The sequence below is a fragment of the Bradyrhizobium sp. P2_E8 genome (assembly GCF_056403875.1).
Genome location: NZ_JBFUES010000005.1, coordinates 1 through 25091, shown reverse-complemented (window position 1 = coordinate 25091; position 25091 = coordinate 1). Strand labels below are relative to the sequence as shown.

The 25091-nt window shown below is 63.5% G+C and carries 25 protein-coding genes, 1 tRNA gene and 1 pseudogene; 10 read left to right on the top strand and 17 right to left on the bottom strand.

The genetic code is table 11. From position 1 onward, the window contains the following. The first annotated feature begins 99 nt into the window (after positions 1-99). Positions 100-525 (top strand): Hsp20 family protein, encoded by a 426-nt coding sequence (locus tag AC1D00_RS00850; protein WP_477009345.1) that lies wholly within the window; start codon positions 100-102, stop codon positions 523-525. Between the two features lie 51 nt (positions 526-576). Next, positions 577-849 carry a BQ00720 family protein gene (locus AC1D00_RS00845; RefSeq protein ID WP_011083553.1) on the top strand — a complete coding sequence of 91 codons (273 nt, stop codon included), beginning with the start codon at positions 577-579 and terminating at the stop codon, positions 847-849. Between the two features lie 901 nt (positions 850-1750). Here the strand turns inward: AC1D00_RS00845 and AC1D00_RS00840 are convergent. Next, positions 1751-2257, bottom strand: a complete 507-nt coding sequence (locus AC1D00_RS00840; protein ID WP_477009344.1) for an N-acetyltransferase family protein — start codon at positions 2255-2257, stop codon at positions 1751-1753. 489 nt (positions 2258-2746) lie between these two features. On the opposite strand from AC1D00_RS00840, the gene AC1D00_RS00835 reads away from it, so the two are divergent. Beyond that, the gene (locus tag AC1D00_RS00835; protein WP_167770880.1) at positions 2747-2911 is read left to right on the top strand and encodes a hypothetical protein; all 165 of its coding nucleotides are present in this window, start codon (positions 2747-2749) and stop codon (positions 2909-2911) included. A gap of 290 nt (positions 2912-3201) precedes the next feature. On the opposite strand, the gene AC1D00_RS00830 is transcribed toward AC1D00_RS00835, so the two are convergent. The 3 genes from AC1D00_RS00830 to AC1D00_RS00820 are packed head-to-tail and all read right to left on the bottom strand — an operon-like array spanning position 3202 to position 6766. Beyond that, positions 3202-4740, bottom strand: a complete 1539-nt coding sequence (locus AC1D00_RS00830; RefSeq protein WP_477009343.1) for an AMP-binding protein — start codon at positions 4738-4740, stop codon at positions 3202-3204. 55 nt (positions 4741-4795) lie between these two features. Next, entirely contained in the window at positions 4796-5926 is a 1131-nt protein-coding gene (locus tag AC1D00_RS00825) for a DUF5938 domain-containing protein (protein ID WP_477009342.1), read from the bottom strand. Positions 5927-5962: 36 nt separating this feature from the next. Further along, positions 5963-6766, bottom strand: coding sequence for an SDR family NAD(P)-dependent oxidoreductase (locus AC1D00_RS00820; RefSeq protein ID WP_477009341.1), 804 nt, complete (start codon positions 6764-6766; stop codon positions 5963-5965). 279 nt (positions 6767-7045) lie between these two features. Here AC1D00_RS00820 and AC1D00_RS00815 point away from each other — a divergent pair, with 279 nt between their 5' ends. Further along, entirely contained in the window at positions 7046-7684 is a 639-nt protein-coding gene (locus AC1D00_RS00815) for a TetR/AcrR family transcriptional regulator (RefSeq protein WP_477009340.1), read from the top strand. A gap of 144 nt (positions 7685-7828) precedes the next feature. Here the strand turns inward: AC1D00_RS00815 and AC1D00_RS00810 are convergent, their stop codons facing one another. From AC1D00_RS00810 to AC1D00_RS00775, 8 genes are all read right to left on the bottom strand, one after another. Then, positions 7829-8941, bottom strand: a complete 1113-nt coding sequence (locus AC1D00_RS00810) for a tetratricopeptide repeat protein (RefSeq protein WP_477009339.1) — start codon at positions 8939-8941, stop codon at positions 7829-7831. 102 nt (positions 8942-9043) lie between these two features. After that, positions 9044-9505, bottom strand: a complete 462-nt coding sequence (gene ptsN / locus AC1D00_RS00805; protein WP_135175198.1) for a PTS IIA-like nitrogen regulatory protein PtsN — start codon at positions 9503-9505, stop codon at positions 9044-9046. Between the two features lie 221 nt (positions 9506-9726). Beyond that, positions 9727-10338, bottom strand: a complete 612-nt coding sequence (gene hpf, locus AC1D00_RS00800; protein WP_135175199.1) for a ribosome hibernation-promoting factor, HPF/YfiA family — start codon at positions 10336-10338, stop codon at positions 9727-9729. 156 nt (positions 10339-10494) lie between these two features. Continuing rightward, positions 10495-12108 carry an RNA polymerase factor sigma-54 gene (gene rpoN / locus AC1D00_RS00795; RefSeq protein WP_477009338.1) on the bottom strand — a complete coding sequence of 538 codons (1614 nt, stop codon included), beginning with the start codon at positions 12106-12108 and terminating at the stop codon, positions 10495-10497. Between the two features lie 91 nt (positions 12109-12199). Continuing rightward, positions 12200-13222 (bottom strand): LPS export ABC transporter ATP-binding protein, encoded by a 1023-nt coding sequence (gene lptB, locus AC1D00_RS00790; RefSeq protein WP_092190322.1) that lies wholly within the window; start codon positions 13220-13222, stop codon positions 12200-12202. Positions 13223-13435: 213 nt separating this feature from the next. Next, a complete protein-coding gene (locus tag AC1D00_RS00785; RefSeq protein WP_477009337.1) occupies positions 13436-14176 on the bottom strand; it encodes an LptA/OstA family protein in 741 nt (246 codons plus the stop codon). Between the two features lie 5 nt (positions 14177-14181). Then, entirely contained in the window at positions 14182-14916 is a 735-nt protein-coding gene (gene lptC, locus AC1D00_RS00780; RefSeq protein WP_404551558.1) for an LPS export ABC transporter periplasmic protein LptC, read from the bottom strand. Between the two features lie 144 nt (positions 14917-15060). Next, positions 15061-15675: a ribonuclease D gene (locus AC1D00_RS00775; protein ID WP_027543721.1), complete on the bottom strand. Its 615-nt coding sequence runs from the start codon at positions 15673-15675 to the stop codon at positions 15061-15063. Between the two features lie 343 nt (positions 15676-16018). On the opposite strand from AC1D00_RS00775, the gene AC1D00_RS00770 reads away from it, so the two are divergent. Continuing rightward, entirely contained in the window at positions 16019-17290 is a 1272-nt protein-coding gene (locus AC1D00_RS00770; protein ID WP_135178717.1) for an MFS transporter, read from the top strand. Between the two features lie 150 nt (positions 17291-17440). Here the strand turns inward: AC1D00_RS00770 and AC1D00_RS00765 are convergent, their stop codons facing one another. Continuing rightward, positions 17441-17767: an NIPSNAP family protein gene (locus AC1D00_RS00765; protein WP_135178715.1), complete on the bottom strand. Its 327-nt coding sequence runs from the start codon at positions 17765-17767 to the stop codon at positions 17441-17443. A gap of 67 nt (positions 17768-17834) precedes the next feature. On the opposite strand from AC1D00_RS00765, the gene AC1D00_RS00760 reads away from it, so the two are divergent. Next, a complete protein-coding gene (locus AC1D00_RS00760; RefSeq protein WP_477009336.1) occupies positions 17835-18842 on the top strand; it encodes a GlxA family transcriptional regulator in 1008 nt (335 codons plus the stop codon). A 183-nt stretch (positions 18843-19025) separates the two neighbouring features. On the opposite strand, the gene AC1D00_RS00755 is transcribed toward AC1D00_RS00760, so the two are convergent. After that, positions 19026-19112 (bottom strand) — tRNA-Leu (locus AC1D00_RS00755). A gap of 150 nt (positions 19113-19262) precedes the next feature. On the opposite strand from AC1D00_RS00755, the gene AC1D00_RS00750 reads away from it, so the two are divergent. After that, positions 19263-20228 carry a complex I NDUFA9 subunit family protein gene (locus AC1D00_RS00750; protein WP_477009335.1) on the top strand — a complete coding sequence of 322 codons (966 nt, stop codon included), beginning with the start codon at positions 19263-19265 and terminating at the stop codon, positions 20226-20228. A gap of 121 nt (positions 20229-20349) precedes the next feature. On the opposite strand, the gene AC1D00_RS00745 is transcribed toward AC1D00_RS00750, so the two are convergent. Beyond that, positions 20350-21156: an undecaprenyl-diphosphate phosphatase gene (locus AC1D00_RS00745; RefSeq protein WP_477009334.1), complete on the bottom strand. Its 807-nt coding sequence runs from the start codon at positions 21154-21156 to the stop codon at positions 20350-20352. Positions 21157-21326: 170 nt separating this feature from the next. Between AC1D00_RS00745 and AC1D00_RS00740 the strand changes: the two genes are divergently transcribed. The 3 genes from AC1D00_RS00740 to AC1D00_RS00730 all read left to right on the top strand — a co-directional run bounded on the left by AC1D00_RS00740 (position 21327) and on the right by AC1D00_RS00730 (position 24140). Continuing rightward, on the top strand, positions 21327-22019 hold the full coding sequence (locus AC1D00_RS00740; protein ID WP_477009333.1) for a glutathione S-transferase family protein: 693 nt from the start codon (positions 21327-21329) through the stop codon (positions 22017-22019). After that, a complete protein-coding gene (gene queG, locus AC1D00_RS00735) occupies positions 21968-23146 on the top strand; it encodes a tRNA epoxyqueuosine(34) reductase QueG (RefSeq protein ID WP_135178699.1) in 1179 nt (392 codons plus the stop codon). The genes AC1D00_RS00740 and queG overlap by 52 nt, the downstream gene beginning before the upstream one ends. A 196-nt stretch (positions 23147-23342) precedes the next feature. Continuing rightward, complete coding sequence (locus tag AC1D00_RS00730) at positions 23343-24140, top strand: acyl-CoA thioesterase domain-containing protein (RefSeq protein WP_477009332.1); 798 nt, start codon at positions 23343-23345, stop codon at positions 24138-24140. A gap of 116 nt (positions 24141-24256) precedes the next feature. On the opposite strand, the gene AC1D00_RS00725 is transcribed toward AC1D00_RS00730, so the two are convergent. Both AC1D00_RS00725 and AC1D00_RS00720 read right to left on the bottom strand, forming a co-directional pair. Beyond that, the gene (locus AC1D00_RS00725; protein ID WP_477009331.1) at positions 24257-24724 is read right to left on the bottom strand and encodes a nuclear transport factor 2 family protein; all 468 of its coding nucleotides are present in this window, start codon (positions 24722-24724) and stop codon (positions 24257-24259) included. Between the two features lie 149 nt (positions 24725-24873). Further along, a pseudogene (locus tag AC1D00_RS00720) lies at positions 24874-25091 on the bottom strand (alpha/beta hydrolase); the annotation flags it as partial.

Sequence of the window (25091 nt, the reverse complement as noted above, 5' to 3'; positions counted from 1 at the left end):
TCCTTGAACCGACACGGGGTTATGACCATATTGCTGACCAAGGGGCGCCGCTTCCGGGCCCTGAAATGCCAAAGTCGCTTCGAGAGGACTTTGTAAACTATGTCTCGTGTTCCCACGTTATCCAGTCCGTTCCTTCTGGGCTTCGACGAGATCGAGCGCGTGCTCGATCGGGTCGTCAAAGGCGCCGACGGTTACCCTCCCTACAATATCGAGAGGTGCGACCGGTCGGACGGCCAGCCCGAGCGTTTGCGCATCACGCTGGCGGTCGCCGGATTCACCCGCGACCAACTCGATGTAACCATTGAGGAAAACCAGCTCGTGATCCGCGGGCGGCAGCAGGACGACAAGGCCCGGCAATACATCCATCGCGGCATCGCCGCGCGCCACTTCCAGCGCACCTTCGTGCTGGCGGAGGGGATGCTCGTGCTGGGAGCGGATCTGAAGAACGGGCTGTTGTCGGTCGATCTTGCCCGGCCTGAACCGGAGAGGATCGTTAAGACAATCGCTATCAATGAGCACGAATAATGGAACGAGTAGCGGACTCGACCGCTTAGTTTCTGTGAAGGAGTCGAGACCATGAGTGAAGGTCACGTTGCGTTCGAATACGAAGCCAAGAACGTCTCTCCGGAGACGCTGGCAACCCTCGGCGAAGGCCATATCGCCTATGTGAAGCAGATCCGCTCCGAAGACGTTCCGGGCCTGTTTCCCGAGGCTCCGAAGATTGCGCCGGGCCTCAAGCTCTTCGCACTCCACGCCGCCGACGGCACGCCGATCATGCTGACCGACAGCCGCGAAGCCGCAGTCGCCAATGCCTGGAGCAACGAGTTGCAGGCGGTGAGCGTGCACTGAGCGTACGCGCGCGCAGTCGTTGCGCGGTTGACGAATTCAAATACGCGGGCATGCCTCGAGGCGGCCCGCGTTTTTTTTTGCGCCCGCCAGATGACGAGCCCTCGCGCGATGAGGGTGTGTCTTCCTGAAGCTGTCGCTTCAGCTCCCGACATGCTGCTTCATCCCCGAAACCGGACAAAGAAACCCGGCCGCGGCACGTCAGCTAAAGGCCAACAGACGACACTGCAGGCGTTGTTTGATATGAGCACGCCGATGAAGATGAGCTAGGGTTGATCGTATGTTCCGCGAACTGCTGCGCGACGTTCTTCATTTGCTGATGTTTGCTGACTTCGGATGCGCTGTCGTAGTTTTCGCTCTTGGAGTCGGGACCGCGTTCTTCAGAGCCGGCGAGTGGTGGGATCGGCGCGGCAGCCTGTTCTCACTCCGGCACCCTCACCCTAGCCAGTTCTCAAGGGAGTACTACGCTTCGTGGCGCAGATCAGTATGGCTGGGCGTTGCATTCCTAGCGTTGGTGGCCATAGGGGCATTCTTGATATGGCTCGACATGCTTATCGCAGCTTAGGCAGGATGCAGACAGGCCTACACATATCAAGGTTGCCTGTGGCCGCTCGTCCTCGCAGTTGAGCTTGGGCGTTCCGCCGCACGTTGTATCGGCGCCTGAGGTCCGCAATGGGTCAAAAGCGACGGTCAGCGCAAGGCCCCGTTGCGTCGGGTCTTCCCCAAAATAGCGGAAGTGCTGGTGGCTCCTGCGGCATTCAGCTTCGGGCCAATTCCGGACCTCGGTGACCAGGGTCAACTTCCGCAATCAGCCCCGGCGCAGACAATCGAAACGTCACGAAAGTAACGGTTGCAATAAAGCGCAATCGCGGTAGTCGCCCTCAACAGCCGCTTTTTGCCAGGATTATTCCAATAGATCCTTTGCCATAAGAACACTGTCGTAGTAGCGACCGTCTTGCTTTAGTGCGTTCTTCTCCACGCCGTACTCCAGAAAGCCCAGCCTCGCGTACAGGTTTCGTGCTTGCTCGTTGTCCCGCACGACGGAGAGTTGGATGAGCTCAACCTGTTCACGTGCGAGATCACATATCGCTTCAACTAGCCGGCGACCGACCGAGGCCTTCCTTGCGCCAGGTCGAACGTACATTCCCCAAAGTATGCCTTTGTGCGCACTTTTCTGGCCCTGCTGGACAGCGAAGCCGGCAACGGCGACCAGCTCTGCGTTACGGAACGCGCCGAGCATTGTAGAAGCGCCGAGCCGATCCGAGAACCAACTCAGAGGTTGTGCATTTTCGACCTCGAAAGTACTACCGAACGCTTCCGGGTTAGCCTGGAGGGCCTCCAGCCGAATGCCCCGATATAGGACGGCGTCGATTTGTACGAGGCGGCGTATCTCAATGCGGTCGGCGCTCATCATTCGTCCTTGGCAGCCGGAATAAGGAAAGGCTCAACAAAGCCATTCCTTACATGTCGAACAAAATAAAACCATTTGTTCTGCGACATCATGTTTTGGCGAGACCGGCTTGTGGCCGGGGACGACGTCAGCTTCGGGTCACGAGCCGCAATACCTGCGGTGAGCAAATCAAGTCGGCTCTGCCTCCGACAACAAACCTCAGCAAGACCTCCTACAATTGTCACGACGGGCCAATAACAGACACCGACAATATGTGACGTTTCTTGTTCGGCGATAGCATTTGCCGGGGCCTCACGCTCTATGCGTAGGTTGAGAGCTGAGGGGCTGTAAAAGGATCACGCAGAACGCCTGCGCGTGATGAAGCAACCTTCACGAGAACTTGAGATTATATCTACCTCAAGGGTAATGCCGCTATATTGAACGAGACGGCACGCCCGAGTACCCCTGATGTGCCAGCGACTAATTCAACCATCAGGGGAGGATCTCAGAATGCCCGACTTGTTGCGTGTAAAAACCACGGCTGGAAGCACCAAAACTTACGAAATTGGCAATCTGCCAACTGTGGTCACGATTGTCGGCATCATCGTCTCGTTAGGCAACCTAGCTGTCGCCCTGGATACCCATTTCCATTGGTTTAAATCGGTGGTGTTCTAAGTAGCCTAGAGACGACTAAGGGCTGTAAGTGGGCAACAAAATTGGTCGATCAAAAGAACCCCTCATCGGGCAACGCGGGGTTTCAAGGGGGATGCCTTGCCCTGTGTCGGCTACGGGTTCATTTGCAAACATTCCCGAACTAGCGACCCACGTCCGGTCCGCCCCTCGTAGCGGGCATAGCGTCCCCAGGCCAGGATTTGAAACCCAGCAGAGAGATTTAACGCCTGCGTTAAGTCGACGGGGTTGAGTCGGCACTTCGAAAGCGGACGTTATGTCTATGAGTACAAGGCTCAGTCGCCCGAGCGATCCGCCAGCCGCGCGCGGATGTCCGGCTTCAGCACCTTGCCGACCTTGGAGCGCGGCAGATCGTCCCAGACTTCGATCTGCTTGGGTGTCTTGACGCTGCCGATCCGCTGCTTGACGAAGGCCGCCAACGCCGTCGCATCGACGCTCTGGCCGGCGCGGGGCTGCACCACGGCGACAATCCGCTCACCCCATTTCTCGTCCGCCAGCCCGATCACGGCGCAATCCTGCACCGCCTCATGCGCCCGCAGCGCGTTCTCGACCTCGATCGAGTAGACGTTGAACCCGCCGGTGATGATCATGTCCTTGGCGCGATCGACGATATAGAGGTAGCCGTCGTCGTCGATGTAGCCGATGTCGCCTGTGTGGTRCCAGCCATGCGCGGAGGCCTCCGCCGTGGCCTCGGGATTTTTGTAATAGCCCTCCATCACCAGCGAGCCGCGGACCACGATCTCGCCGCGGGCGCCGGTCGGCAGCAGATTGCCGTCGCCATCCATGATGCCGGCCTGCACCAGCGGGCTGATCCGCCCGGCCGAGGCGAGACGCTCCATCGCGATCGTGCCGTCGGCATTGTAATGCTCGTGAGGTGCCATCATCGAGATCATCATCGGCGCTTCGGTCTGACCGAACAACTGCGCCATCGGCCCGATACGCTGGAGCGCCTCCGCAAGCCGCGCGGCCGAGATCGGCGCCGCGCCGTACCAGAAGCATTGCAGAGACCCGAGCTTCGCGGAGTCGAGCTTCGGATGATCGAGCAGCATGTAGATCACGGTCGGCGGCAGGAAGGTGTGCGTGACGCGGTAGCGCTCGATCAGATCGAGGAATTCGGCGATGTCGGGGTGATGCATGATCACGATGCGGCCGCCGAGCGCCATGATCGGGAAACACAGCACGCCGGCCGCGTGGGTCAGCGGCGCGAGCGCGAGATAGATCGGGCGGCCCTTGAAGGGATAGCCCATCAGCGTCAGTGCCGTCATGGCCTCGATGTTGCGGCCCGACAGCATGACCCCCTTCGGCTTGCCGGTGGTGCCGCCGGTGCCCGGAAGCATCGCGAGATCGTCGATCGTCTCGCGTTGATAGTGGTCGTCGGCGAGGCCGGCGAGCCAGCTGTCGAACGAAGGCGCGAAGGGTAACTCCGCATCGAGGCAGACGAGGGCGCGCAGCTTTGGCAGCTCCGCACGCACCGCCTCGACCATTGGCGCGAAGCTCGAATGAAACAGCAGCAGGCTGCAGTCGAATTGGTCGAGGATGATCCGGTTTTCGGCCGCCTCGTTGCGCGGATTGATCGGGCACCAGACCGAGCCGGCGCGGGAAATGCCGAACACGCAGGCAAACGCGACCGGATCGTTGCCGGAGAGGATTGCGACCTTCTCGCCGGCAGCAATTCCCGATCGCGCGAGCCCGCGCGCAAACCGGTAGCTCAGCCGCTGCACCTCGCCATAGCCGAGGTCGCGTCCATCCATGGTGAGGCACGGCGCGTCGGCGCCGAGCGAGGCACCTTTGTCGAGATAGTCGATGAAGCGCATGTTCGCTCCCGAAGCGGCAGCGGGTGACGCGGAGGACCGCGCCACCCAGATTGACCTAATCGTGCACGGTCAGAACAGGCTTGCTGACGAGCCCGAAGCTGCGCAATTGCCCGAGCAGCTCGTGATGGCCGAACGCCTGGCAGCCAGAGGCGAAGCCCACGCGCTTGGGTGGCTGCTGCAGCAGGTGCGCCGCGGCATAGGCCTGCAGCAAGCCGGTCTGCTTGTAGTTGCTGTTGCCGTAGATGATGCAGTGCGCGCGCCCCAACGGGCCGGAGGCATGCACCGAATCCAGCGACTTGTTGACGCGCGGGTTCTCGCGCGGCGGCATGGTGTTCATCACGCCGGCAGCGGTCTGCGCCAATGCGGCGTAGCGGTCGTCGGGGTTCATGTCCTTGGTCGCCTGCAGCGCGGCGGCGACGATCTGCGGCACGCCCAGCATCAGCGCGCGGTTGAAGACGCCGCCCAGCACCTTCACGTTGGCCACGCGCGGATCACGCTTGAACCACACCGGATGCGAGGTGCCGCCCCAGGGCAGCGCCAACGCCAGCTCGTGCTGGCCGGGGATGGCGAGGTTGTAGAGGCCGGCATCGGGCTGATGCTCGACGTACTTGTTCTGCTCCAGGTAGTAGGCCTTGGCCATCGCGGCGTTGACCAAAATGGTCTGCGTCGATGCGATGGTCGGGCTGCCACCCCAGAACACGGCGATATCAAGCGTGTCGAGGCCAGGCGTCTCCAGGCAGAGCTGAGCTGCGATCTCGCCGGTCGTGTACATCTGCGCGATGCCCGGCGCCAGCAGCAGGCCGGCATTGGCGAACTTCGTGCCCCACTCCTGCTCGAGCGTGATCAGCCAGTCCTGCTCGCCGGTGGTGTCGGTGTAGTGACACTTGGAAGCGAGGCAAGCCTGCACCACTTCGCCGCCGAACTTGGCGAAGGGACCCACGGTGTTGAGCACCACCGAGGCGCCGTTGAACAATTCAGTCAGCGCAGGCACGGTGTGCGGCACCTTGACCACCTCGTAGTCGGCGGTCTCGATGCCCGCGACATTCGACTTCATCGCGGCGTTGAGCTTCTCGTTGCTGCGGCCGGCGGCGATGAAGGGGATGTTGTATTCGCGTAAGTATTCACAGACCAGCCGGCCGGTATAGCCGGAAGCGCCATAGACGATGACGGGCTTCTTCTCGCTCATTGCGTTCCTCCGAAATGCTTGTTGTCGGCCTTGTCGTTACATGCCCATGCCGCCATCGACCGGCAGTCCGATGCCGGTGATGAAGCGCGCCTCGTTCGAGCACAGGAACACCGCGGCATCGCCAATGTCCGTGACCTCTGCGAGACGGCCGAGCGGGGTTTGCTCCACCACCGAGCCGACTGCGGCGTTGACGTCAGCCGCGAGCCCGACCTTGACGATGTCGTTGGCGAGCTGCATGCCCATGTCGGTCGGGATCAGGCCCGGATAGATGCAGTTGACGCGCACGCCGAAACCGAGCTTGCCGGCTTCCATCGCTCCGACCCGCGTCATGCGGTCGACCGCGGACTTCGTGCCGGAGTAGACCGCGATGCTCGGGAAGGCGATCGTTGCCGCAACCGAGGCGATGTTGACGACGGCGCCGCCCTTGCCTGCCGGCCCGCCGGGGCGCATGGCACGGAAGGCGTGCTTCATGCCGAGCACGGTGCCGACGATATTGACGTCGCACATCCGCCGCGCGTCCTCGGCCTTGACCTCGGAGATCAGCGACGTGATCTCGATGCCCGCATTGTTGATCAGAATGTCGTAGCCGCTGAGGGTTGCGACGGTCTTGGCAACCGCCCGCTCCCATTGAGCGTCGTCGGTGACGTCGAGCTGGACGAAGCCCGTGGCGACGTCTTCCTTCGCGATAGCGGCTGCGCTGGCGCGGCCGGTCTCTTCCAGGATGTCGGCGATCATGATCGAGGCGCCGGCTCGCGCCAATGCCTGCGCGATGGCCGCGCCGATCCCTCGGGCACCGCCGGTGACCAGGGCTTTCCTGCCTGCAAGGCTCTTCCCACTCATGACGCACTCCTCCGTTGCTGGTGATCGATTCGTGCTGCGCCAATCGGCGCGCACCAGGTCGATGGGCGCAGGCCTTTCGGCGGCACCCAGCGAAGCGTTCCTCCATGGTCGGACGTCTTGACGACTGTCCAAATTCTTGATGCGAAGCTCCGCCAGAATCTTGACACTTGTCAAGAACGAATTTGACAGTTGTCAAAGGAAGTGGTTGTGAGGGGATGGCGCATTCCGCGGTCGACGCGGTAGAAGTCCTTGAAAGAACGGGACTGAGGAAGGGACGAGATGGCGCGGCAGGTGACGGGGGCGGCCCGGCGTATGGCTGATGCGGCCGAGGTGCTGCGCGACGAGAAGTTCAACGCGCGGCGCATCGAGCTTGCCGAGGCCGCGCTCGAAACGCTTGGAGAGCTCGGCTTCGCACGCACCAGCCTGCGCGAAATCGCGCAGAACTCGGCATTCACGCACGGCGTGTTCCACTATTATTTCAGCGACAAGCTCGACCTGATCTGCTGCTGCGTCCGCCACTACAAGGCGAAGTGCGTGACGCGATATGACGAGGTCGTCGCGACAGCAACGAGCCGCGACGAACTGACGGAGGGGTTCCTCGCCAAGCTCGCGGCAACGCTGCAGAACGAAGCCCGGATGCACCGCCTTTGGTACGACCTGCGCTCGCAGGCGATGTTCGAGGCGGCGTTTCGCAAGGATGTACTCGAGATCGACAAGAGCCTGGAAGCGATGATCTGGCGCATCGCCTCCCGCTATGCCGAGTTCGGCGGCAAGCGGCCGGCGTCGTCGCCGGCCGCGCTCTATGCGCTGTTCGACGGTCTATTCCAGAGTGCGCTGCTCAAGCACCTCGCGGGTGACAAGACGGCGATTCCCGAACTGCTCGACGAAGCCCGGCGCCTGCTGCCGACGGTCTGCTGAAGCAAACGAGCGGCGCCAACGAAGGTCAGGCATCGTCATTGCGAGCGCAGCGAAGCAATCCAGAATCTTTCCGCGGAGGCAGTCTGGATTGCTTCGCTGCGATCGCAATGACGGAGTATGAGGCAGCGGCGAGCGCTACTGCCATCACTTCAGAAAGCCAAGCCCTTCGYGGGCCGTGTCGTAGGCCCATTTGTCGCTCAGTGGCAGCGCGAGCACGCTGTTGAAATCCGCGCGCGCGTGTTTGGCGTCGGACATCATCATGTAGAGGAGGCCGCGATTGGCCAAGATCTCCGGGTTTTTGGGATCGAGCCGAAGCGCCTCGTTGAAGTCGGCGAGCGCACGCATGTGCTCTCCGATTTCGCGGAGCGCGCCGGCGCGATAGCCATAGGTCTTCGCATTTTCCGGCTGCAACCGGATCACTTCGTCGAGATCGGCAATGGCTCGGCGCATATCACCCTTCCTGAGCCACGCGGGGGCGCGGGCGCTGTATGCCTTCACGTAAGCGGGTTTGATCCGTATCACTTCATCCAGCTCGTGGATGCCGCCGTCCATGTCGTCCTTCCTCAGGAGGGCGATAGCCCGACAATAGTGACCGCCGGCGGCATTGGGCTCGAGACGGACCGCGTTGCTGCAGTCGTCGAGCGCCTGGTCTGTCTCGTCCTTGTCGAGATGGACGAGGCCACGCAGCTCATAGGGCCATGCGGCGGCCGGATTGCGACGCATCGCCTCCTCGTAGTCGGCGACGGCATGGTCGTAGTCGTCCTTCGCCCCGTACGACTGTCCGCGGATCACGAGGGCCCGATAGGCTTGCGCGGGATCGCGCTCGATGGCCTCGGTGAGGTGCGTGATCGCCAGATCGTAGTCGCGCTTGTTGAAATGCTCGATGCCGCGCCAGGTATATGGCGCCCCGTAATTTGGATCGAGGCGAATCGCCTCGTTGAAATCCGCCAGGGCGAGATCCCGCTCGCCCTTGACGGAATAGGTGAGCCCCCGGCACTGATAAGCCCGCGCGAAATTCGGATCGATCCGTATCGCCGCGCTGCAATCCTCGAAGGCATGATCCCTGTCGCGCTTGTTGAAGTAGGCTTCGCCGCGCTTTTCATAGGCGGCCGCATTGCCCTGGTCTGTGGCGATGATCCCGGTCGTTTCCGCGATGATGCGATCGTTCGACGCATCGTCGGCACGGGCCGCGGCCGTCACGGCGATGGAGAGAGAGCAGAGCAGACCGAAGACGCGCCCTGTCGAACCGCAACTCATGTCTCAAAATCCCCGGATCGAACACGAATCCTCGGGGACGACATCGCGGCCCCGGCTGCGAGATAAGTCGCAGACAGTGCGGCTCGGGTTCGAATGGGGGAGCTACGCCGCGCTCGCCGGCGGCAGTGCGAGCACCGAATAGATCGCCTGGGCGTCTCGCGAGGCGCGGAGCTTCTTGGCGATGTCCTGGTCGCGCAGCAGGCGGGCGATGCGGGCGAGCGCCTTGAGATGGTCGGCGCCGGCGCCTTCGGGGGCGAGCAGCAGGAAGACGAGATCGACCGGCTGGCCATCCATCGACTCGAAATCGATCGGGCGGTCGAGGCGCGCGAACAGGCCGAAGATCTTTTCCAGCTTGGGCAGCTTGCCGTGGGGAATGGCGACGCCGTAGCCGACCGCGGTGGTGCCGAGCTTTTCCCGTTGCAGCAGCACCTCGAACACGGAGCGCTCGTTCTGCCCGGTCAGCTCGGCAGCCTTGGCCGCGAGTTCCTGCAAGGCCTGCTTCTTGCTGTTGACCTTCAATGCCGGGAGAATCGCCTCGGGTGCGACCAGATCGGTAATCGGCATGGAGGGTTTCCGAGGTGAATTAAACCGTCAGGTTCCGAATTGGCCAGCTTGGAGAGAACCACGCCGGGCCGGCGTCAAGAAGGTGAAGCAGGAGGGGGACTTAGCCCCGGTCCTGATGTGGGGCGCTTCTACTCCAACGCAATCCCGGTGCCAACTCCTGCGTGCGGCTTTGCCCCGGTCATTGTTAAGGCCTGCGGATCGTACGGGGCCCGAATCCGGCCCTAACCGCCCACTTTGCCATCTGCCTTGCCTCCGGGCGGGTCGATCCAGCCCACATTGCCGTCGGCCCGGCGGTAAATGATGTTCACCCGGCCGCTGGAGCCATGCTGGAATACCAGGCAGGGTGCCCCGCTGAGGTCGAGTTCCATGACGGCTTCGCTGACCGAGAGCTGCTTCAGGGAGGTGGTTGCCTCGGCGATGATCACCGGGCTGTAGCCGGTGACCTCGTCCTCGTCCTCACCCTCGCCCGGCGCCTCCAGCACGTAGCTGGTGGCATCCATGGCGGCGAGCGCGGCGGAGGCGACATGGGCCTTGCGGGCCGAGCGGTCCTTGAGCCGGCTCTTGTAGCGCTTGAGCCGCTTCTCGATCATCACGAGGGCCTGGTCGGCGCTGGCATAGGCATCCGGCGCGTTCGAATCGGCCTCCAGCGTAATTCCCGAATCGAGATGCAGCGCGCAATCGGTCCGGAAGCCGAAGCCATCCTTGCTCAGCGTGATATGGCCGGAATAATTGCCGTCGAAATATTTGCGCAGGACCTCTTCGGTCCGGTCGGAGACGCGGCCGCGCAGGGCGTCGCCGACACTGACGCTCTTTCCCGAAATGCGGAGAGTCATGTGAACCTCATCTGGTTAGGTTCTTGTCTGCGCGTGATCCATGCGGACAACCGCTGCACATTTTGCGCCAGCACGGCCCTCCGGGTCCGGATCATGCGCACGCATGGATCGGTCTCGATGGGAGGTCGAGAGTAGCGCGATTTGGCGCCAGCGCAATCAGGCCGGCTCAGGGTTGCGCGAGCGATCGGACATTGCGGTAGAGAGGACGTTACCAAGAGCGCTCTGCTTGTCGCGGCGGCGTTGCACCGAGGATGGAATGCGCRTGGCTTCGCGGTACTTCGCGACCGTGCGGCGGGCAATATCAATGCCCGAGGCGCGTAACCGTTCCACGATGGTATCATCCGACAGGATCGCGGCCGGCGCTTCCGAATCGATCAGCTGCTTGATGTGGTGGCGCACGGCTTCGGCCGAATGCGCCTCGCCGCCGTCGGCCGATGCGATCGAGGCGGTGAAGAAATATTTCAGCTCGAACGTGCCGCGATTGGTCGCCATGTATTTGTTGGCGGTGACGCGCGACACCGTGGATTCATGCATCTGGATGGCGTCGGCGACGGCTTTCAGATTCAGCGGCCGCAGATGCGCGACGCCGTGGGTGAAGAAGCCGTCCTGCTGGCGCACGATCTCGGTTGCAACTTTCAGGATGGTGCGGGCGCGCTGGTCGAGCGCACGCACGAGCCAGGTGGCGTTCTGGAGCGCGTCGGTGAAATAGGACTTGTCGCCGTCCTTGCCGATCTTCTTCGACAGCTCGGAATAGTAGGTCTGGTTGACCAACACGCGCGGCAAGGTGTCGCTGTTGAGCTCGACATGCCAGCCGCCGTCAGGACCCGGGCGGACATAGACATCGGGCACCATGGTCTGCAAACGCGCCGAGCCGAACTTCATGCCGGGCTTGGGGTTGAGACGGCGGATCTCGCCGATCATGTCGGCGATGTCCTCGTCGTCGACGCCGCAAACCTTGCGCAAGCCCGCGATGTCGCGCTTGGCGAGAAGATCGAGATGCTCGACCAGCGCCTGCATCGCGGGATCGTAGCGGTCGAGCTCGCGGAGCTGGATCGCCAGGCATTCGCTCAAATTGCGCGCGCAGACGCCGGGCGGATCGAATTTCTGCAGCACGGCCAGGACGTCCTCGACGTCGGCTTGCGAGGCGCCAAGCCGCTCGGCGGCCTGGCCGAGATCGCCCGGCAGATAGCCGGCCTCGTCGACGAGATCGATCAGGTACTGGCCGATCATGCGCTGGGCGGGTGCGGTGAATGCGACCGAGAGCTGTTCGGCGAGATGATCGCCGAGCGTGACCTCGGCGGCGACGAACGCCTCGAGATTGTAGTCCTCGTCGCCGGAGGCGCCGCCGCCCCATTCCGTATAGGTGGTCGGCGCCGCGTCCTGGGCGTTGCGCGCCGCGGCCTCGGCCGGCTCCTCGGAGAAGACGTTGTCCAGGCCCGTGTCCAGGGTCTGCTCGATCTCGGCGCGGGTGCCGAGATCCTTGCTCATCCATTCTTCCTGGCCCGGCTCGAACGCCTCGCCCGGACCGCCGCCGGGCTCGTCGTTGTGGCCGCCGTCGGAATCGCTGAACTGGCCGGCCTCGGCCGGGGCTTCCCCGCCGGGGGCCTCGTCATTGGCCCGTTCCAGCAGCGGATTACGCTCGAGTTCCTCTTCCACGAAGGTCGTGAGATCGAGATTGGACAATTGCAGCAGCTTGATCGCCTGCATCAACTGCGGCGTCATGACCAGCGACTGCGATTGCCGGAACTCTAATCTCTGCGTGAGCGCCATGAAGCAAGAACCGATCCCAAAAAGTTGGTCCGATTTTTGCTTATCCTAGTCCGAGCCCGATGTACACGGCTTGACGAAATCGAAAAACGGGCTAGAGGCGGAATTCCTCGCCAAGGTAAAGGCGGCGAACGTCCGGATCGGCGACGATCTCATCCGGGCTGCCCTCGGTCAAGATTTCCCCGGCATAGACGATATAGGCACGATCGGTGAGGCCGAGCGTCTCGCGCACATTGTGGTCGGTGATGAGCACGCCGATGCCGCGATTGGTGAGATGGCGGACGAGGTCCTGAATGTCGCCGACCGCGATCGGATCGATGCCGGCGAAGGGCTCGTCGAGCAGCATGTAGTTCGGACGCGTCGCCAGCGCGCGCGCGATCTCGACGCGGCGCCGCTCGCCGCCGGACAGCGCGATCGACGGCGATTTGCGCAGCCGCGTGATGTTGAATTCGTCGAGCAGCGAGTCGAGCTGCTGCTCGCGCTTCTTGCGCGAGGGCTCGACCACTTCGAGCACAGCGCGGATGTTCTGCTCGACGGTGAGGCCGCGGAAGATCGAGGCTTCCTGCGGCAGATAGCCGATGCCGAGCCGCGCGCGCTGATACATCGGCAGCTTGGTGACGTCGTGGCCGTCGAGCTCGATCGCGCCGCGATCGGCCTTGATCAGGCCGGTGATCATGTAGAACACGGTGGTCTTGCCGGCGCCGTTCGGGCCGAGMAGGCCGACCGCCTCGCCCCGGCGCACATAAATGCTGACGCCGCGCACCACCTGGCGGCTGCCGAAGGCCTTTTCCACGCTATGCACAGCCAGGAAGCCCGGCCGCTTCAGAAGCTGCGGCCCGCCGGCGCCGTTCGGCCTGCCGGCGGCCCTGACGGGGTGAACCGCCTGGGCCCGCGGCGGCTCGGCTTGATAGTCGGCCGGGAAGTCGGCTTGATAATCGCCTTGGAACTGGTCGGGCGCATGCATCGGCTGGTCCCGGGCGATCGGCGGCGCATCCCGCACCGGGCTGGCCACCAGCCCGCCGACGCTGTCACCGAGCGCGGTGATGTCCCCACGTGCAAATCCTGGCCGGCCGCGCTTGGCGGGGCGCCGACGGAACATGCTGAAAAGATCGACCATCCCCGCCTTCTAGCCTCGCGCAGTTTCTTGCGCGGTCTACGCGCGATCTGCCGCACCGGCGTTACGATTCGCCGGCGCAACATGAGTGAAGGGATGTCTCATGCCCAGTGAAACACGCCCGATAAGCGGCGGACCCCGCTTCGAAAGCCCTGCGCGCTAGATACAGTCTCGCCGGGCAAGCTTCAACCTCAGATCGGGAGCGTCCGACACAAGCTATTGAGTTTGCTTCGGTTTAGTTGCGCCGGGCAATTGCAGGGGCGACGCCGCACCGGGCTTGGCGCCCTGCCCCCCCTGGCCACAATCACTACCGCCGCCCTGCGGCAGCAGGGCCTGCACCCTGCCATTGTCGGATTCCACGCGCGACACGCCCGTCGTCATGTCGACCATCAGACGGTCGCCGCGCAGCACGTTCTTGCACTGCGTCAGGACCACCTGGCCGCCCGTGCCGCCGAGCATGGTGATGAGATTGGTCTTGGTGTCGAACACGGCGGTGTCGCCGGTCACCACCTGATCCTTCTGGGTGACCACGACATTGCCGCGCGCCTCCAGCCGCTTGATCGAGGAGCTGCCGCCCGGGCCCGGCGTCGCCGACTGCATCGGCGCCGCCTTGGCCCCCTTCGCCGCGGGCTGCGGCGTGGCGGGCTTGTCGCCGCCACCCGACTCGTAGAACACCACCAGCGTCTTCGAGGTCATGGTGGTGTCGCCCTGGATGACTTTCACATTGCCGGCGAAGGTCGCCTCCTTCTTCTTGTCGCGCATCTCGAGCGAAGCGGCCTCGATCTGGATCGGCTGATCGCGGTTCTGCGAGAAGCCCTGCATCGCGTTCGGCACGCCTTGCATCGTGCTCTGTGCAATGGCCGCACCCGTTGCCATCAGCGCGACGCCGACCGCCAGCGCGGCCGCACCGATGGCGGCGCACCGTTTGCTGTCGTTGCGCGGGAAAAACCTGATCATGAAAATCACTTTGAATTGGCGGATTTGTTCTGCGGCGTACGTGTCTTCACCGGCGGCGCCGGCTCGGCCGGCGCGGGCTGAGCAACGGCGGGGTCATCCAGCTTGTCCAGATGCATCACCACATTGCCCTCGAAGCGGATCAGATCGCCACCTTCCGTGATGCGCAGCCGATCCGCCGTCAGCGTGCCGTTGGTCAGCTTGACGTCGACGCGTTCGTCCGACGAAACCGTGCCCTTGTTCATGTCTACGAAGGCGGAGTTCAGCCGCGCCTCATAGCCGGTCGAGGTGCGAAGAAAGATGTCCTTGTGCAGGTCGAGCTGCTGCTGCTTGTTGTCGAAGCGGCCGGTGCGGGCATCGAGGAACAGGGTCGACTGGTCCTCCATCAGCACTTTCGCACGCAGATCCTTGAGGTCGACATGGTCGGGGTCGGTAATGTCCTGCGTTGCCGTCTTGGCCCAGAGCTCGTAGGGCCGCTGGTCCGGCGTGAAGCCGGACATGTGCGGCGATTCCATCGTGATCTTGGTGCCCGACACCACCATGTTTCCGGAATCGAGCGGCAGCTTCGGCAGCAGCATGCGAAATGGATTGAAGACCGAGACGCCGACGATGGCGGCCAGGGATAACAGCACCGCACCCGGGACCGCGACACGCAGAATCCGGACCAGACGGCTATGGCGCGCCGCGCTGGCAAACTTCGCCGCGAGCGCGGCGTCGTAGGTGGGATTCTGGGCCGAATTCACCTGGGCTCCTGAGGTGTCGCTCGCCTTGTCCGGTCAAGTGCACGCCATTGTACCCGGCGCCGCCTGATTATGCAGCCTCGGACAGGCCGATACGAAAGTGTCCGAAACGGGGCGATTGGCCCAACCTAGCCGCCGGTTGAGGTGTCAGGAATGCGCGAAAATGTCCTCTTCCTGCCAGCCCTGGAGATCGAGCAGGGCGCGGGTCGGCAGGAAGTCGAAACAGGCCTTGGCCAGCGCCGTGCGTCCCTCCCGCACCAGCATGGCGTCGAGCCGCTCGCGCAAGGCATGGAGGTGCAGCACGTCCGAGGCGGCATAGGCGAGCTGCGGCTCGGTCAGGCTGTCGGAGCCCCAGTCGCTGGACTGCTGCTGCTTGGAAAGGTCGACATTGAGCACCTCGCGCACGAGGTCCTTGAGGCCATGGCGGTCGGTATAGGTGCGGGTCAGACGGGAGGCGATCTTGGTGCAGTAGATCGGCCCGGTCATGACGCCGAAGCTCTGGTACAGCACGGCGACGTCGAACCGCGCGAAGTGGAAGATCTTCGTGATGGCGGGATTGGCCAGCAGCGCCTTCAGGTTCGGCGCGTCAGTGTGGCCCTTGGGGATCTGCACGACGTCGGCGCTGCCGTCGCCGGGCGAGAGCTGCACCACGCAGAGCCGGTCGCGATGCGGGTTCAGCCCCATGGTCTCGGTGTCGATCGCCACCGCTCCGGTGTAGCGGGACAGGTCGGGCAGGTCGCCGCGGTGCAGGCGTACGGTCATGGCGTTTCAAAACCTCGGGTCGAATCGGTCTGTCGACACAATAGGCTAATTCGGATGGCCCGCGATGTAGCCATTGCTGGCCGTCCGCGCAACCGCGGTCATGCCCTCCCAGGCCCGGGCGGATCGCCGCCGCGCATCTCGCGGCAGGTGCGTGGACCCGATCGAGGTTGCGAACGGAGATGGACGGTTTCTAGCTCCCCGGGCTGTTGCATGGATCCCACAACCCGGCGCGAGCTTCACGGTCCGGCAGAACTTGCGTCATGCGCCCCGTGAAAATCGTCCCGGCCCACCCCATCTGTGGCCGGTCCCCCGCGCCTTGCCCGCTCGCCACCAACAGGATGTCATGACCGAACAGACGCTCGCTGCGCCGATCGACGATCAACAGGACCGCCCGCGCGGCTTTTCGCGCTACCAGTCCCTCCTCATCGCGCTGCTCGCGTTCACGCAGTTCACGATCATCCTCGACTTCATCATCATGTCGCCGCTCGGCGCCATCCTGATGCCCGCGCTCGACATCACGGCCACCCAATTCGGCGTCGCGGTGTCGGCCTACGCGTTCAGCGCGGGACTGTCGGGCATCCTGGCCGCCGGCTTTGCCGATCGCTTCGATCGCAAGCGCATATTGCTGTTCTTCTATGTCGGCTTCACGCTCGGGACGCTGCTCTGCGCAATGGCGCAGACCTACCACGTGCTGCTGCTCGGCAGGATCGTGACCGGACTGTTCGGCGGCGTAATCGGCTCGGTCGTGCTGGCCATCATCACCGACCTGTTTCCGTTGCACTTGCGCGGCCGCGTGATGGGATTCGTCCAGACGGCGTTCGCCGCGAGCCAGGTGCTCGGCGTTCCCGCCGGGCTGTTTCTCGCCAATCGCTGGGATTGGCATGTCTGCTTCTTTGCAATCGTCGGCCTGTCGATCGTCACGATCGCCGTCATCGCCTTCGTCATGGAGCCGGTCGATGCGCATCTACGGCTCAAGCAGGACAGAAACCCGATCCATCATCTGGTCGCGACCATCTTCGAGCCGCGCTACACGCTGGCTTTCGCGGTCACGACGTTGCTGGCGACGGGCGGCTACATGCTGATGCCGTATTCCAGCGCCTTCACCGTCAACAATATCGGCATCGACATCGCGCATCTGCCGACGATCTATCTGGTCTCCGGCCTGTTCAGCATCGTCACCGGGCCGCTGGTCGGCCGCGCCAGCGACGCCTTCGGCAAATACCCGACCTTCGTGTTCGGCTGCGTGATGACCGTCATCATGGTGCTGATCTACACCCATCTCGGCCACGTCTCACTGGTGACCGCGATCATCGTCAACGTGCTGCTGTTCGTCGGCATCTTCTCGCGCATGATCCCGTCGCAGGCGCTGATATCGGCGATCCCCGACCAGACCCAGCGCGGCTCCTTCAGCGCGATCAGCGCCTCGCTCCAGCAGCTCTCCGGCGGGCTCGGTTCGGCGCTCGCCGGCGCGATCATCGCGCAGCAACCGGATGGTTCGCTGCTCCATTTCGAGCGGATCGGCTACGTCGTCGTCACGACGACGATCATCACGCTGGTCGCGATGTATTTTGTGCAGAAATCGGTGGCGGAGAAGGCGGGGAGGAGCGTCGTCTGAGGGCAAAACCCTCGCGGCGGCGATGTCGATATCGCCGCCCGGCTAGCTCCGATGATTGGAAGCAGCTCGATTTGGGGACCGAATCCGATGTCCGTCGCTACGATGTCTGGGAAGGCATCGTAGACGATACGCTCCTGTCCGAGGCCTCTCTTATTGCAGGGCCGAGAAGCTTGTTGGGCTCATGAAGGAGTTCGTGATATTCGCGAGAATTGGCCCGTCGACCTCCGAGGCAGCGGCGACCTCCTGCCATTCGGCGTCCGCTACGAAGGCACCCCAAAGACGCTCCCGCTCCGCGAGCGAGTCCCAGACAAGGATGTAGACGAGCTCAAGGTGTGACGGTCCGACCGTGGTCCGCCAAAAGCCAAGCTGGCGAATGCCCATCCGCTCCCAAATCTTCAGTGTCCGCGTCTCAAAACGCTTCAGCAGTGCCGGCATCCGGCCCGGCAGAGTGTGGTAGGTGCGCAACTCGTAGATCATCTCTCATCCTCGCTTGGCTTAAACCTTGTCCGAGTTACGCCGACTGCGACTGGCATATTCGCCAAACTTGTCGTATTTTCTGCCAATGCTCCCACCGGCCTCGGCAACCCCTCGGCATGTTGTCTTTCTGGCTTTTGAGCGCTTCCAAGTTCTCGATCTCGCCGGCCCGATGCAGGTGTTCCTTTCGGCAAGCGAACATGCGCGCAATGTCGCAACAGGGCTGCCAATCGATTACCGGGTCTCCGTCGTGTCGTCCGGTCCCAATCGGGTAAAGGGCTCCTTGTCACTGGCGATCGATGCCGAGCCTTTGCCGTCCGCGTTGATGCCCAGAACGACGGTTATGGTGGTTGGAGGAAAGGGCGTCGAAGCGGCGTCGCAGGATCTCCTTCTGATCGACTGGTTGCGGAGCCACGTGGACGAGGCGGAGCGGATCTGCTCCGTTTGCAACGGTGCATTCCTGCTCGCGCGGGCCGGGTTGCTTGCGGGCAAGCGAGCGACAACGCATTGGGTCGATTGCGACAACCTCCAACGGAACTTCCGCGATGTCACGGTCGACCGCGATGCCATGTATGTGCGCGACGGCAAAATCTGGACTTCCGCAGGCATAAGCGCCGGCATCGACCTCGCCCTCGCGCTTGTCGCGAATGACCACGGCGATGAAGCCGCCGCAGTCACGGCCAGGCGGATGGTCCTTTACGTCAAGCGACCAGGCAACCAGTCGCAATTCAGCGAATTCATCGAAACCATCGACCATGACAAAGCGGGAGCCTTTGCGGAGCTTCACCAATGGATCTTGGGCAATATCCGCCGCGACCTAAGCGTTCCCGTGCTTGCGGCTCAGGCGGGCATGAGCGAGCGAACATTCGCACGCAAATATCGAAGGTTGATCGGTGTGCCGCCCGCCGAGACGGTTAAACGGCTTCGTGCCGATACGGCACGTCACCATCTTCGGACCTCGACTTTGCCGCTTAAGACGGTTGCGGCCAGGTGCGGCTTCGGATCAGTCGAGCAGATGAATCGGGTTCATCTGAAATTCTACGGTCTGACCTCGCGTACGTTACGTGACATCGGATAGCCGTGTGTTGTGCTGCTGACCGGACCACGTGAATAAATGTCGACTTCGGGCTAATCGCCAACAGTCCTGGACGGCGCGAGGTAGGCCGTTCGATAGTTCATACACGCTGTGCCCCGGTGTTATGTACCGGTCAGCGGCTCAAATTCCCTGCAAATGAGCGATTTCAACCACTTGGGTTGGGGGTGGTGCCCAGGAAAGGACTCGAACCTTCACGGCCGTTAAGCCACTGGCACCTGAAGCCAGCGCGTCTACCAATTCCACCACCTGGGCATGCCGTTTGGGGCACGGAGGCGGTTACTACGGTTCAGTGACGCCGTTGTCAATTCATGCTTGAGCCATGTTTCGGCTTGCGGATTGCGCATCGCAAACCGGCCCGATACAAGCCTCGTCAGGCGCACTCTCCCTCAGGAATAGATCCCCATGGCATCGAATCTGGAAACTCTCGTCACGGTTTTCGGCGGATCGGGGTTTTTGGGCCGGAATGTCGTCCGGGCGCTGTGCAAGCGCGATTACCGGGTCCGGGTCGCGGTGCGGCGGCCGGAACTGGCTGGATACCTCCAGCCCTCCGGCAAGGTCGGGCAGGTCCATGTGGTGCAGGCCAATCTGCGCTACCCGGCCTCGGTCGAGGCGGCGCTGCGTGATTCGGATGTCGTGATCAACCTGGTCGGCATCCTCACCGAGGGTGGCAAACAGAGCTTCGACGCCGTCCAGGCCAAGGGCGCCGAGACCGTCGCCAAGGCGGCGGCCGCCGCAGGGGCCCGCCTGGTGCATGTCTCGGCGATCGGCGCCGACGCGGAATCGCCCTCGCGCTATGCCAAGGCCAAGGCGGCCGGCGAGGCGGCGGTGCTGGCCGCGGTGCCCTCGGCCACGATCTTCCGTCCCTCCGTGATGTTCGGCCCCGAGGACCAGTTCACCAACCGCTTTGCGGCGCTGGCCCGGATGTCGCCGGTGCTGCCGCTGATCGGCGAGAGGACCCGGATGCAGCCGGTCTATGTCGGCGACGTCGCCACCGCGATCGCGGATGCGGTCGACGGCAAGGCCAAGGCGGGCGCGACCTACGAGCTCGGCGGGCCGGAAGTGCTGACCATGCGCGAGATCATCGAGGCCATCCTCGAGATCACCGCTCGCAAGCCGATGCTGGTGCCGCTGCCGTTCGGACTTGCCCGCTTCCAGGCCAACTTCCTGCAATTCGCGCCGGGCGCGTTCAAGCTGACGCCCGACCAGGTCACGCTGCTCGAGCGCGACAATGTCGTGTCGGATGCGGCGAAGACGGCTGGGCTGACGCTGGAAGGCCTCGACATCACGCCGGATTCGCTGGAAGCGATCGCTCCGCAATATCTCTGGCGCTTCCGCGCCGCCGGGCAGTTCCAGCGCATGAGCGTTTGAGGCTCTTTTTCACCTCTCCCCGTAAGAAACGGGGCGAGGGAGTGCACCGCCGCCGTGGCCGCAGTGCGAATCCCACAATCGCCGGAATTTGCGCGCCTTGGCGCGTCGACGTCTTCGGACGTCAGCGCCCCAATGCCAGCGCGATCAGGCCGAGCGTGCCGACGATGACGCGCCACCAGGCGAACACCACGAAGCCGTGGCGGGTGACGTATGTCAAAAACGTCTTCACCACGATGATCGCGGTGATGAACGAGACCACGAAGCCGATCGCGACGATGCCCATGTGGTCCATCGTCATCTCGGAGCGGTTCTTGTAGAAGTCGTAGGCGAACGCGCCGATCATGGTGGGGATCGCGAGGAAGAACGAGAACTCCGCCGCCGCGCGCTTGTCCGCACCCAACAGCATGGCGGCGACGATGCTGGCGCCGGAGCGCGACACGCCCGGGATCATCGCCACGCACTGCGCGATGCCGATGTAGAGATACATCAGCAGCGGAAACCGGGTGGCGTCATGCTCGCGCGGCTTGAGGTCGAGCTTGTCGACCCAGAGCAGGATGGCGCCGCCGACGATCAGCGTGAAGCACACGACCCACGGATTGAACAGCACGCTCTTGATGTATTTCCCGGCGACGAGGCCGACCACGACAGCCGGCAGGAACGCCACCAGCACGCCGATCACGAAACGGCGCGAATAGGTGTCGCCCGTGAAGAAGCCGATCACGACATCCCAGAGCTTCCTAAAGTAGAGCCCGACGATCGCGAGGATCGCACCCAACTGGATCAGAACCGTCAACGAATCCCAGAAGGCGCCTTCGCCGAGATGAAAAAAGCGCTCCGCAAGCAGCAGGTGGCCGGTCGAGGAAACGGGAAGGAACTCGGTCACACCCTCGATGATGCCGAGGATCACTGCCCGTATTGCATCTGACATATTTACGGTCCATTTCCGCTGGAAAAGCGGGGTTCTTCTCGCCTATTCGTCCCCATGCTGCAATCGCAAAATACGATCATCACGGTCTTGCTTCGCGGTTTTGAAGGACTAGTGTGGCGCCGCACAAACATTGATGGAATCTTAAGCACCATCAAATAGTCAAAGGCTTCATGTTTACGCTGTTTCATCATCCGTTCTGTCCGCATTCGCGCTTCATCCGTCTGATCGTGGGCGAATACGGGCTCGACCTGAAACTGGTCGAAGAGCACAGCTGGGAACGGCGCGAGGCATTCCTGCTGCTCAATGCCGCCGGCACCACGCCGGTCCTGGTGGACGAGGAACAGCCGCCGATACCGGGCGCAGCGATCATCGCCGAATATGTCGACGAGGCCTACGGCGCCGGGATGGGACCCAAGCGCCTGATGCCGGAGACGCTTGGCGAGCGCGTCGAGGTGCGCCGGCTGATGGCCTGGTTCAACGAGAAGTTCTTCGAGGAGGTCTCGCACCCTCTCGTCACCGAGCGGATCTACAAGCGCTTCATGAGCGAGGAGAACGGCGGCGGCGCGCCTTCGGCCGACGTGATGCGCGCGGCCAAGGCGAATGTGCGCTATCATCTGGCCTATATCGGCTGGCTGGCGCAGACGCGTAACTTCCTCGCCGGCGACCGGCTCACCTACGCGGATCTCGCCGCCGCGGCGCATCTCTCGGCGATCGACTATCTGGGCGACGTGCCATGGAGCGAGGACGACGCAGCAAAGGCGTGGTACGCGCGGGTGAAATCCCGCCCGTCGTTCCGCCCGCTGCTGAGCGAATGGCTCGCCGGCGTGCCGGCGTCGCGGACCTATGTGGACCTGGATTTCTGAGCTCGGCCGATCTGTCTGAACTGAAGACGAAGTTGACGGCCGAGGCAAAGACGCTCGGCTTCGACTGCATCGGCGTGACTGAGCCCGGCTCGATCGAGACTGCCGGAAAGCACTTCCTCGAATTCATCGCCTCCGGCGGCCATGGCGACATGGACTGGCTCGCAGCGCAGCCCGAGCGCCGCGTCGATCCGCGCGGGCTGTGGCAGGACGTGCGCAGCGTGATCATGCTCGGCGTCAACTACGGTCCCGACGAAGATCCACTCGCGATCCTCGAGCAGCGCACGCGCGCGGCGATCTCGGTCTACGCGCAGGGCGACGACTATCACGATTTGATCAAGAAGCGCCTGAAGGCGCTGGCGCGCTGGCTGGTCGCGACCGCGCCGTCGGAAGTGAAGGTGTTCGTCGACACCGCCGCGGTGATGGAGAAGCCGCTGGCGCAGGCCGCGCATCTGGGCTGGCAGGGCAAGCACACCAATCTCGTCTCGCGCGAGTTCGGCTCATGGCTGTTTCTCGGCGCGATCTACACCACGCTCGACTTGCCGCGCGACGCTGCCGAGATCGATCATTGCGGCTCGTGCCGGGCCTGTCTCGACATCTGCCCGACCGCGGCGTTCCCCGCGCCCTACAAGCTCGATGCGCGCCGCTGCATCTCGTATCTCACCATCGAGAACAAGGGACCGGTCCCGCGCGAATTTCGCAAGGCGATCGGCAACCGCATCTATGGCTGCGACGATTGCCTTGCCGCCTGCCCCTGGAACAAGTTCGCGCAAGCGGGACGCGAGGCCAGGCTCGCCGCGCGCGACGAACTGCGTGCACCGGGCCTTGCCGAATTGGCGCGGCTCGATGATGCGGCGTTTCGTGCGCTGTTCACGAAGTCGCCGGTGAAGCGCATCGGCCGTGACCGCTTCTTGCGCAATGTGCTGATCGCGATCGGCAATTCGGGCGAAGCGGCGCTCGCGGAGGAGGCGCGGCGATTGTTGGGTGATGAGAGCCCGCTGGTGCGTGGCGCGGCGGTGTGGGCGCTGGGGCAGCTGGTGGCGCGGCAGGAGTTTGAGGCGCTCGGGGCAAATGCGATTTCCAACGAACACGACGACAGTGTGCGCGAGGAATGGCAAGCCGCCTCCTAATTCTCGGTGTCATGCCCCGCGAAGGCGGGGCAACCAGTACGCCGCGGCCTATCGGCTCAATCACTACTGCCTCTGGAATACTGGATCGTCCGCCTTCGCGGACGATGACAGTGGCGTGTGGGGAAGCATGCGCCACCGCTGACCACGCGAGCCCCCACCCTTGATTTCCCCGCGCGTTCCTTCAAGCTCGCGCGTTATGACAAACATGCCTTTCTTCACCCGCGACGGCGATACTTTCCATCCGACGGAAGTTGCCAATGGTCCATGGGATCCGAAATCGCTGCACGGACGCGTCATCGTCGGCCTGCTCGGCTTCGCCATCGAGGAGCGCCATTCTGGCCCCGAATTCGTGCCGGCGCGGCTCACCGTCGACATGTTTCGGCTGCCGACCATCGACAAGCCGATCGAGGTGACGACGCGGCTGGTGCGCGACGGACTGCGCATCCGYGTGGTCGAGGCGGAATTCGTCTCCGGCGGCGTCGGCATGGCGCGCGCCTCCTGTCAGTTGCTGCGCAAAACGCAGAATCCCGACGGCAATATCTGGTCGCCGCCGAACTGGGACGTGCCGAAGCCGGCCGACATTCCCAAGCCGACCGATCCCAGGCTCGGCATGAACGGCAAATGGACGACGCGGCCGATCGTCGGCCATATGGGCTCGCTCGGTCCGCGCCGGCTCTGGATGAGCGAGGTGCGCGAGCTCGTTGCCGGCGTGCCGATGACGCCGTTCGTCCATGTCGCGGTTGGCGCCGATTTCGCGAGCCCGTTCGCGAACGCCGGCGACAAGGGGCTCGGCTACATCAACAGCGACGTCACGATCTATCTGCACCGCCTGCCGGTGACGAACTGGATCGGCTTCGATGTGGTGAACCATCACGGCACGGACGGTGTCGCGATCGGCGAATGCTGGCTCTACGACGAACAGGGCCCGATCGGCACCGCCACCGTCGCCGCACTGGCGCAGCGCAAGCCGATGGCGAATCCGTCGAAGCGGTAGTCTCCGTCGTCATTCCGGGGCGCGACGAAGTCGCGAGCCCGGAATCCATTCCTCCACGATGTTTGCGGCCCGATGGATTCCGGGCTCGCGCCAAGAGGCGCGCCCCGGAATGACAGCTACGCCAGATGCCGCTTCATCTCCGGCCGCGCCTTCAGCGCCGCACCCTGCTTGGCGACGATCTTGGCAATCCGTTCGGCTGCAAACTTCAAATCGACAAACGCCGGCGCGGTGTTGGCGACCTCGTGATAGGCAGCGATCTTGCCGTCCTTCAGCGTCATGATCGCAACGCCCTCGAACATCGCCCGCGCGCCRTTCGCTTCCGGCAAGGTCGAGCGATAGCTGAAGGTGTAGCGCGCATAGAGCGTGGCGCCGTTGGTGACGGGATCATGCATGTCCCAGCGGAAATCGGTCGCCGTGCGATAGAACCAGTCGTCGATCATCGCGGCGATCTTCTCGCGGCCTTCGAACGCGCCGTAGAAGACGTCGTGATAGACGCCGCCCTCGGTGAAGAGCTCGGCAAACGCGCGGCCGTTGCGCTGCTCGACGGCATCGCAGAAGGCGCGCAGCATGGCTGTGGTGGTCATCGGCGTTTCTCCCCTCCCATTCTCTGTCATGCCCCGGCTTGACCGGGGCATCCAGTACGCCGCGGCTTCTCGGCTTGAGCACGACCGCCTCTGGAATACTGGATCGCCCGATCAAGTCGGGCGATGACACCGAGTGCTGGGTGGCGATTTCACCCGATCTCGGCCACCGCGGCAAGAATGCGCGCGATGTCTTGCGGGCGCGAGAGGCGGTGGTCGCCGTCCTGGATCAAGGTCAGCACGACGTCGTCGGCCGGCAGGCGGTGCGTCAGCGCGAAGGCGTGCTGCCAGGGCACATCAGGGTCCTGCGCGCCTTGCAGGATGCGGACGGGGCAGCCGAGATCGATGGCGCTGCCGAGCACGAGATGGT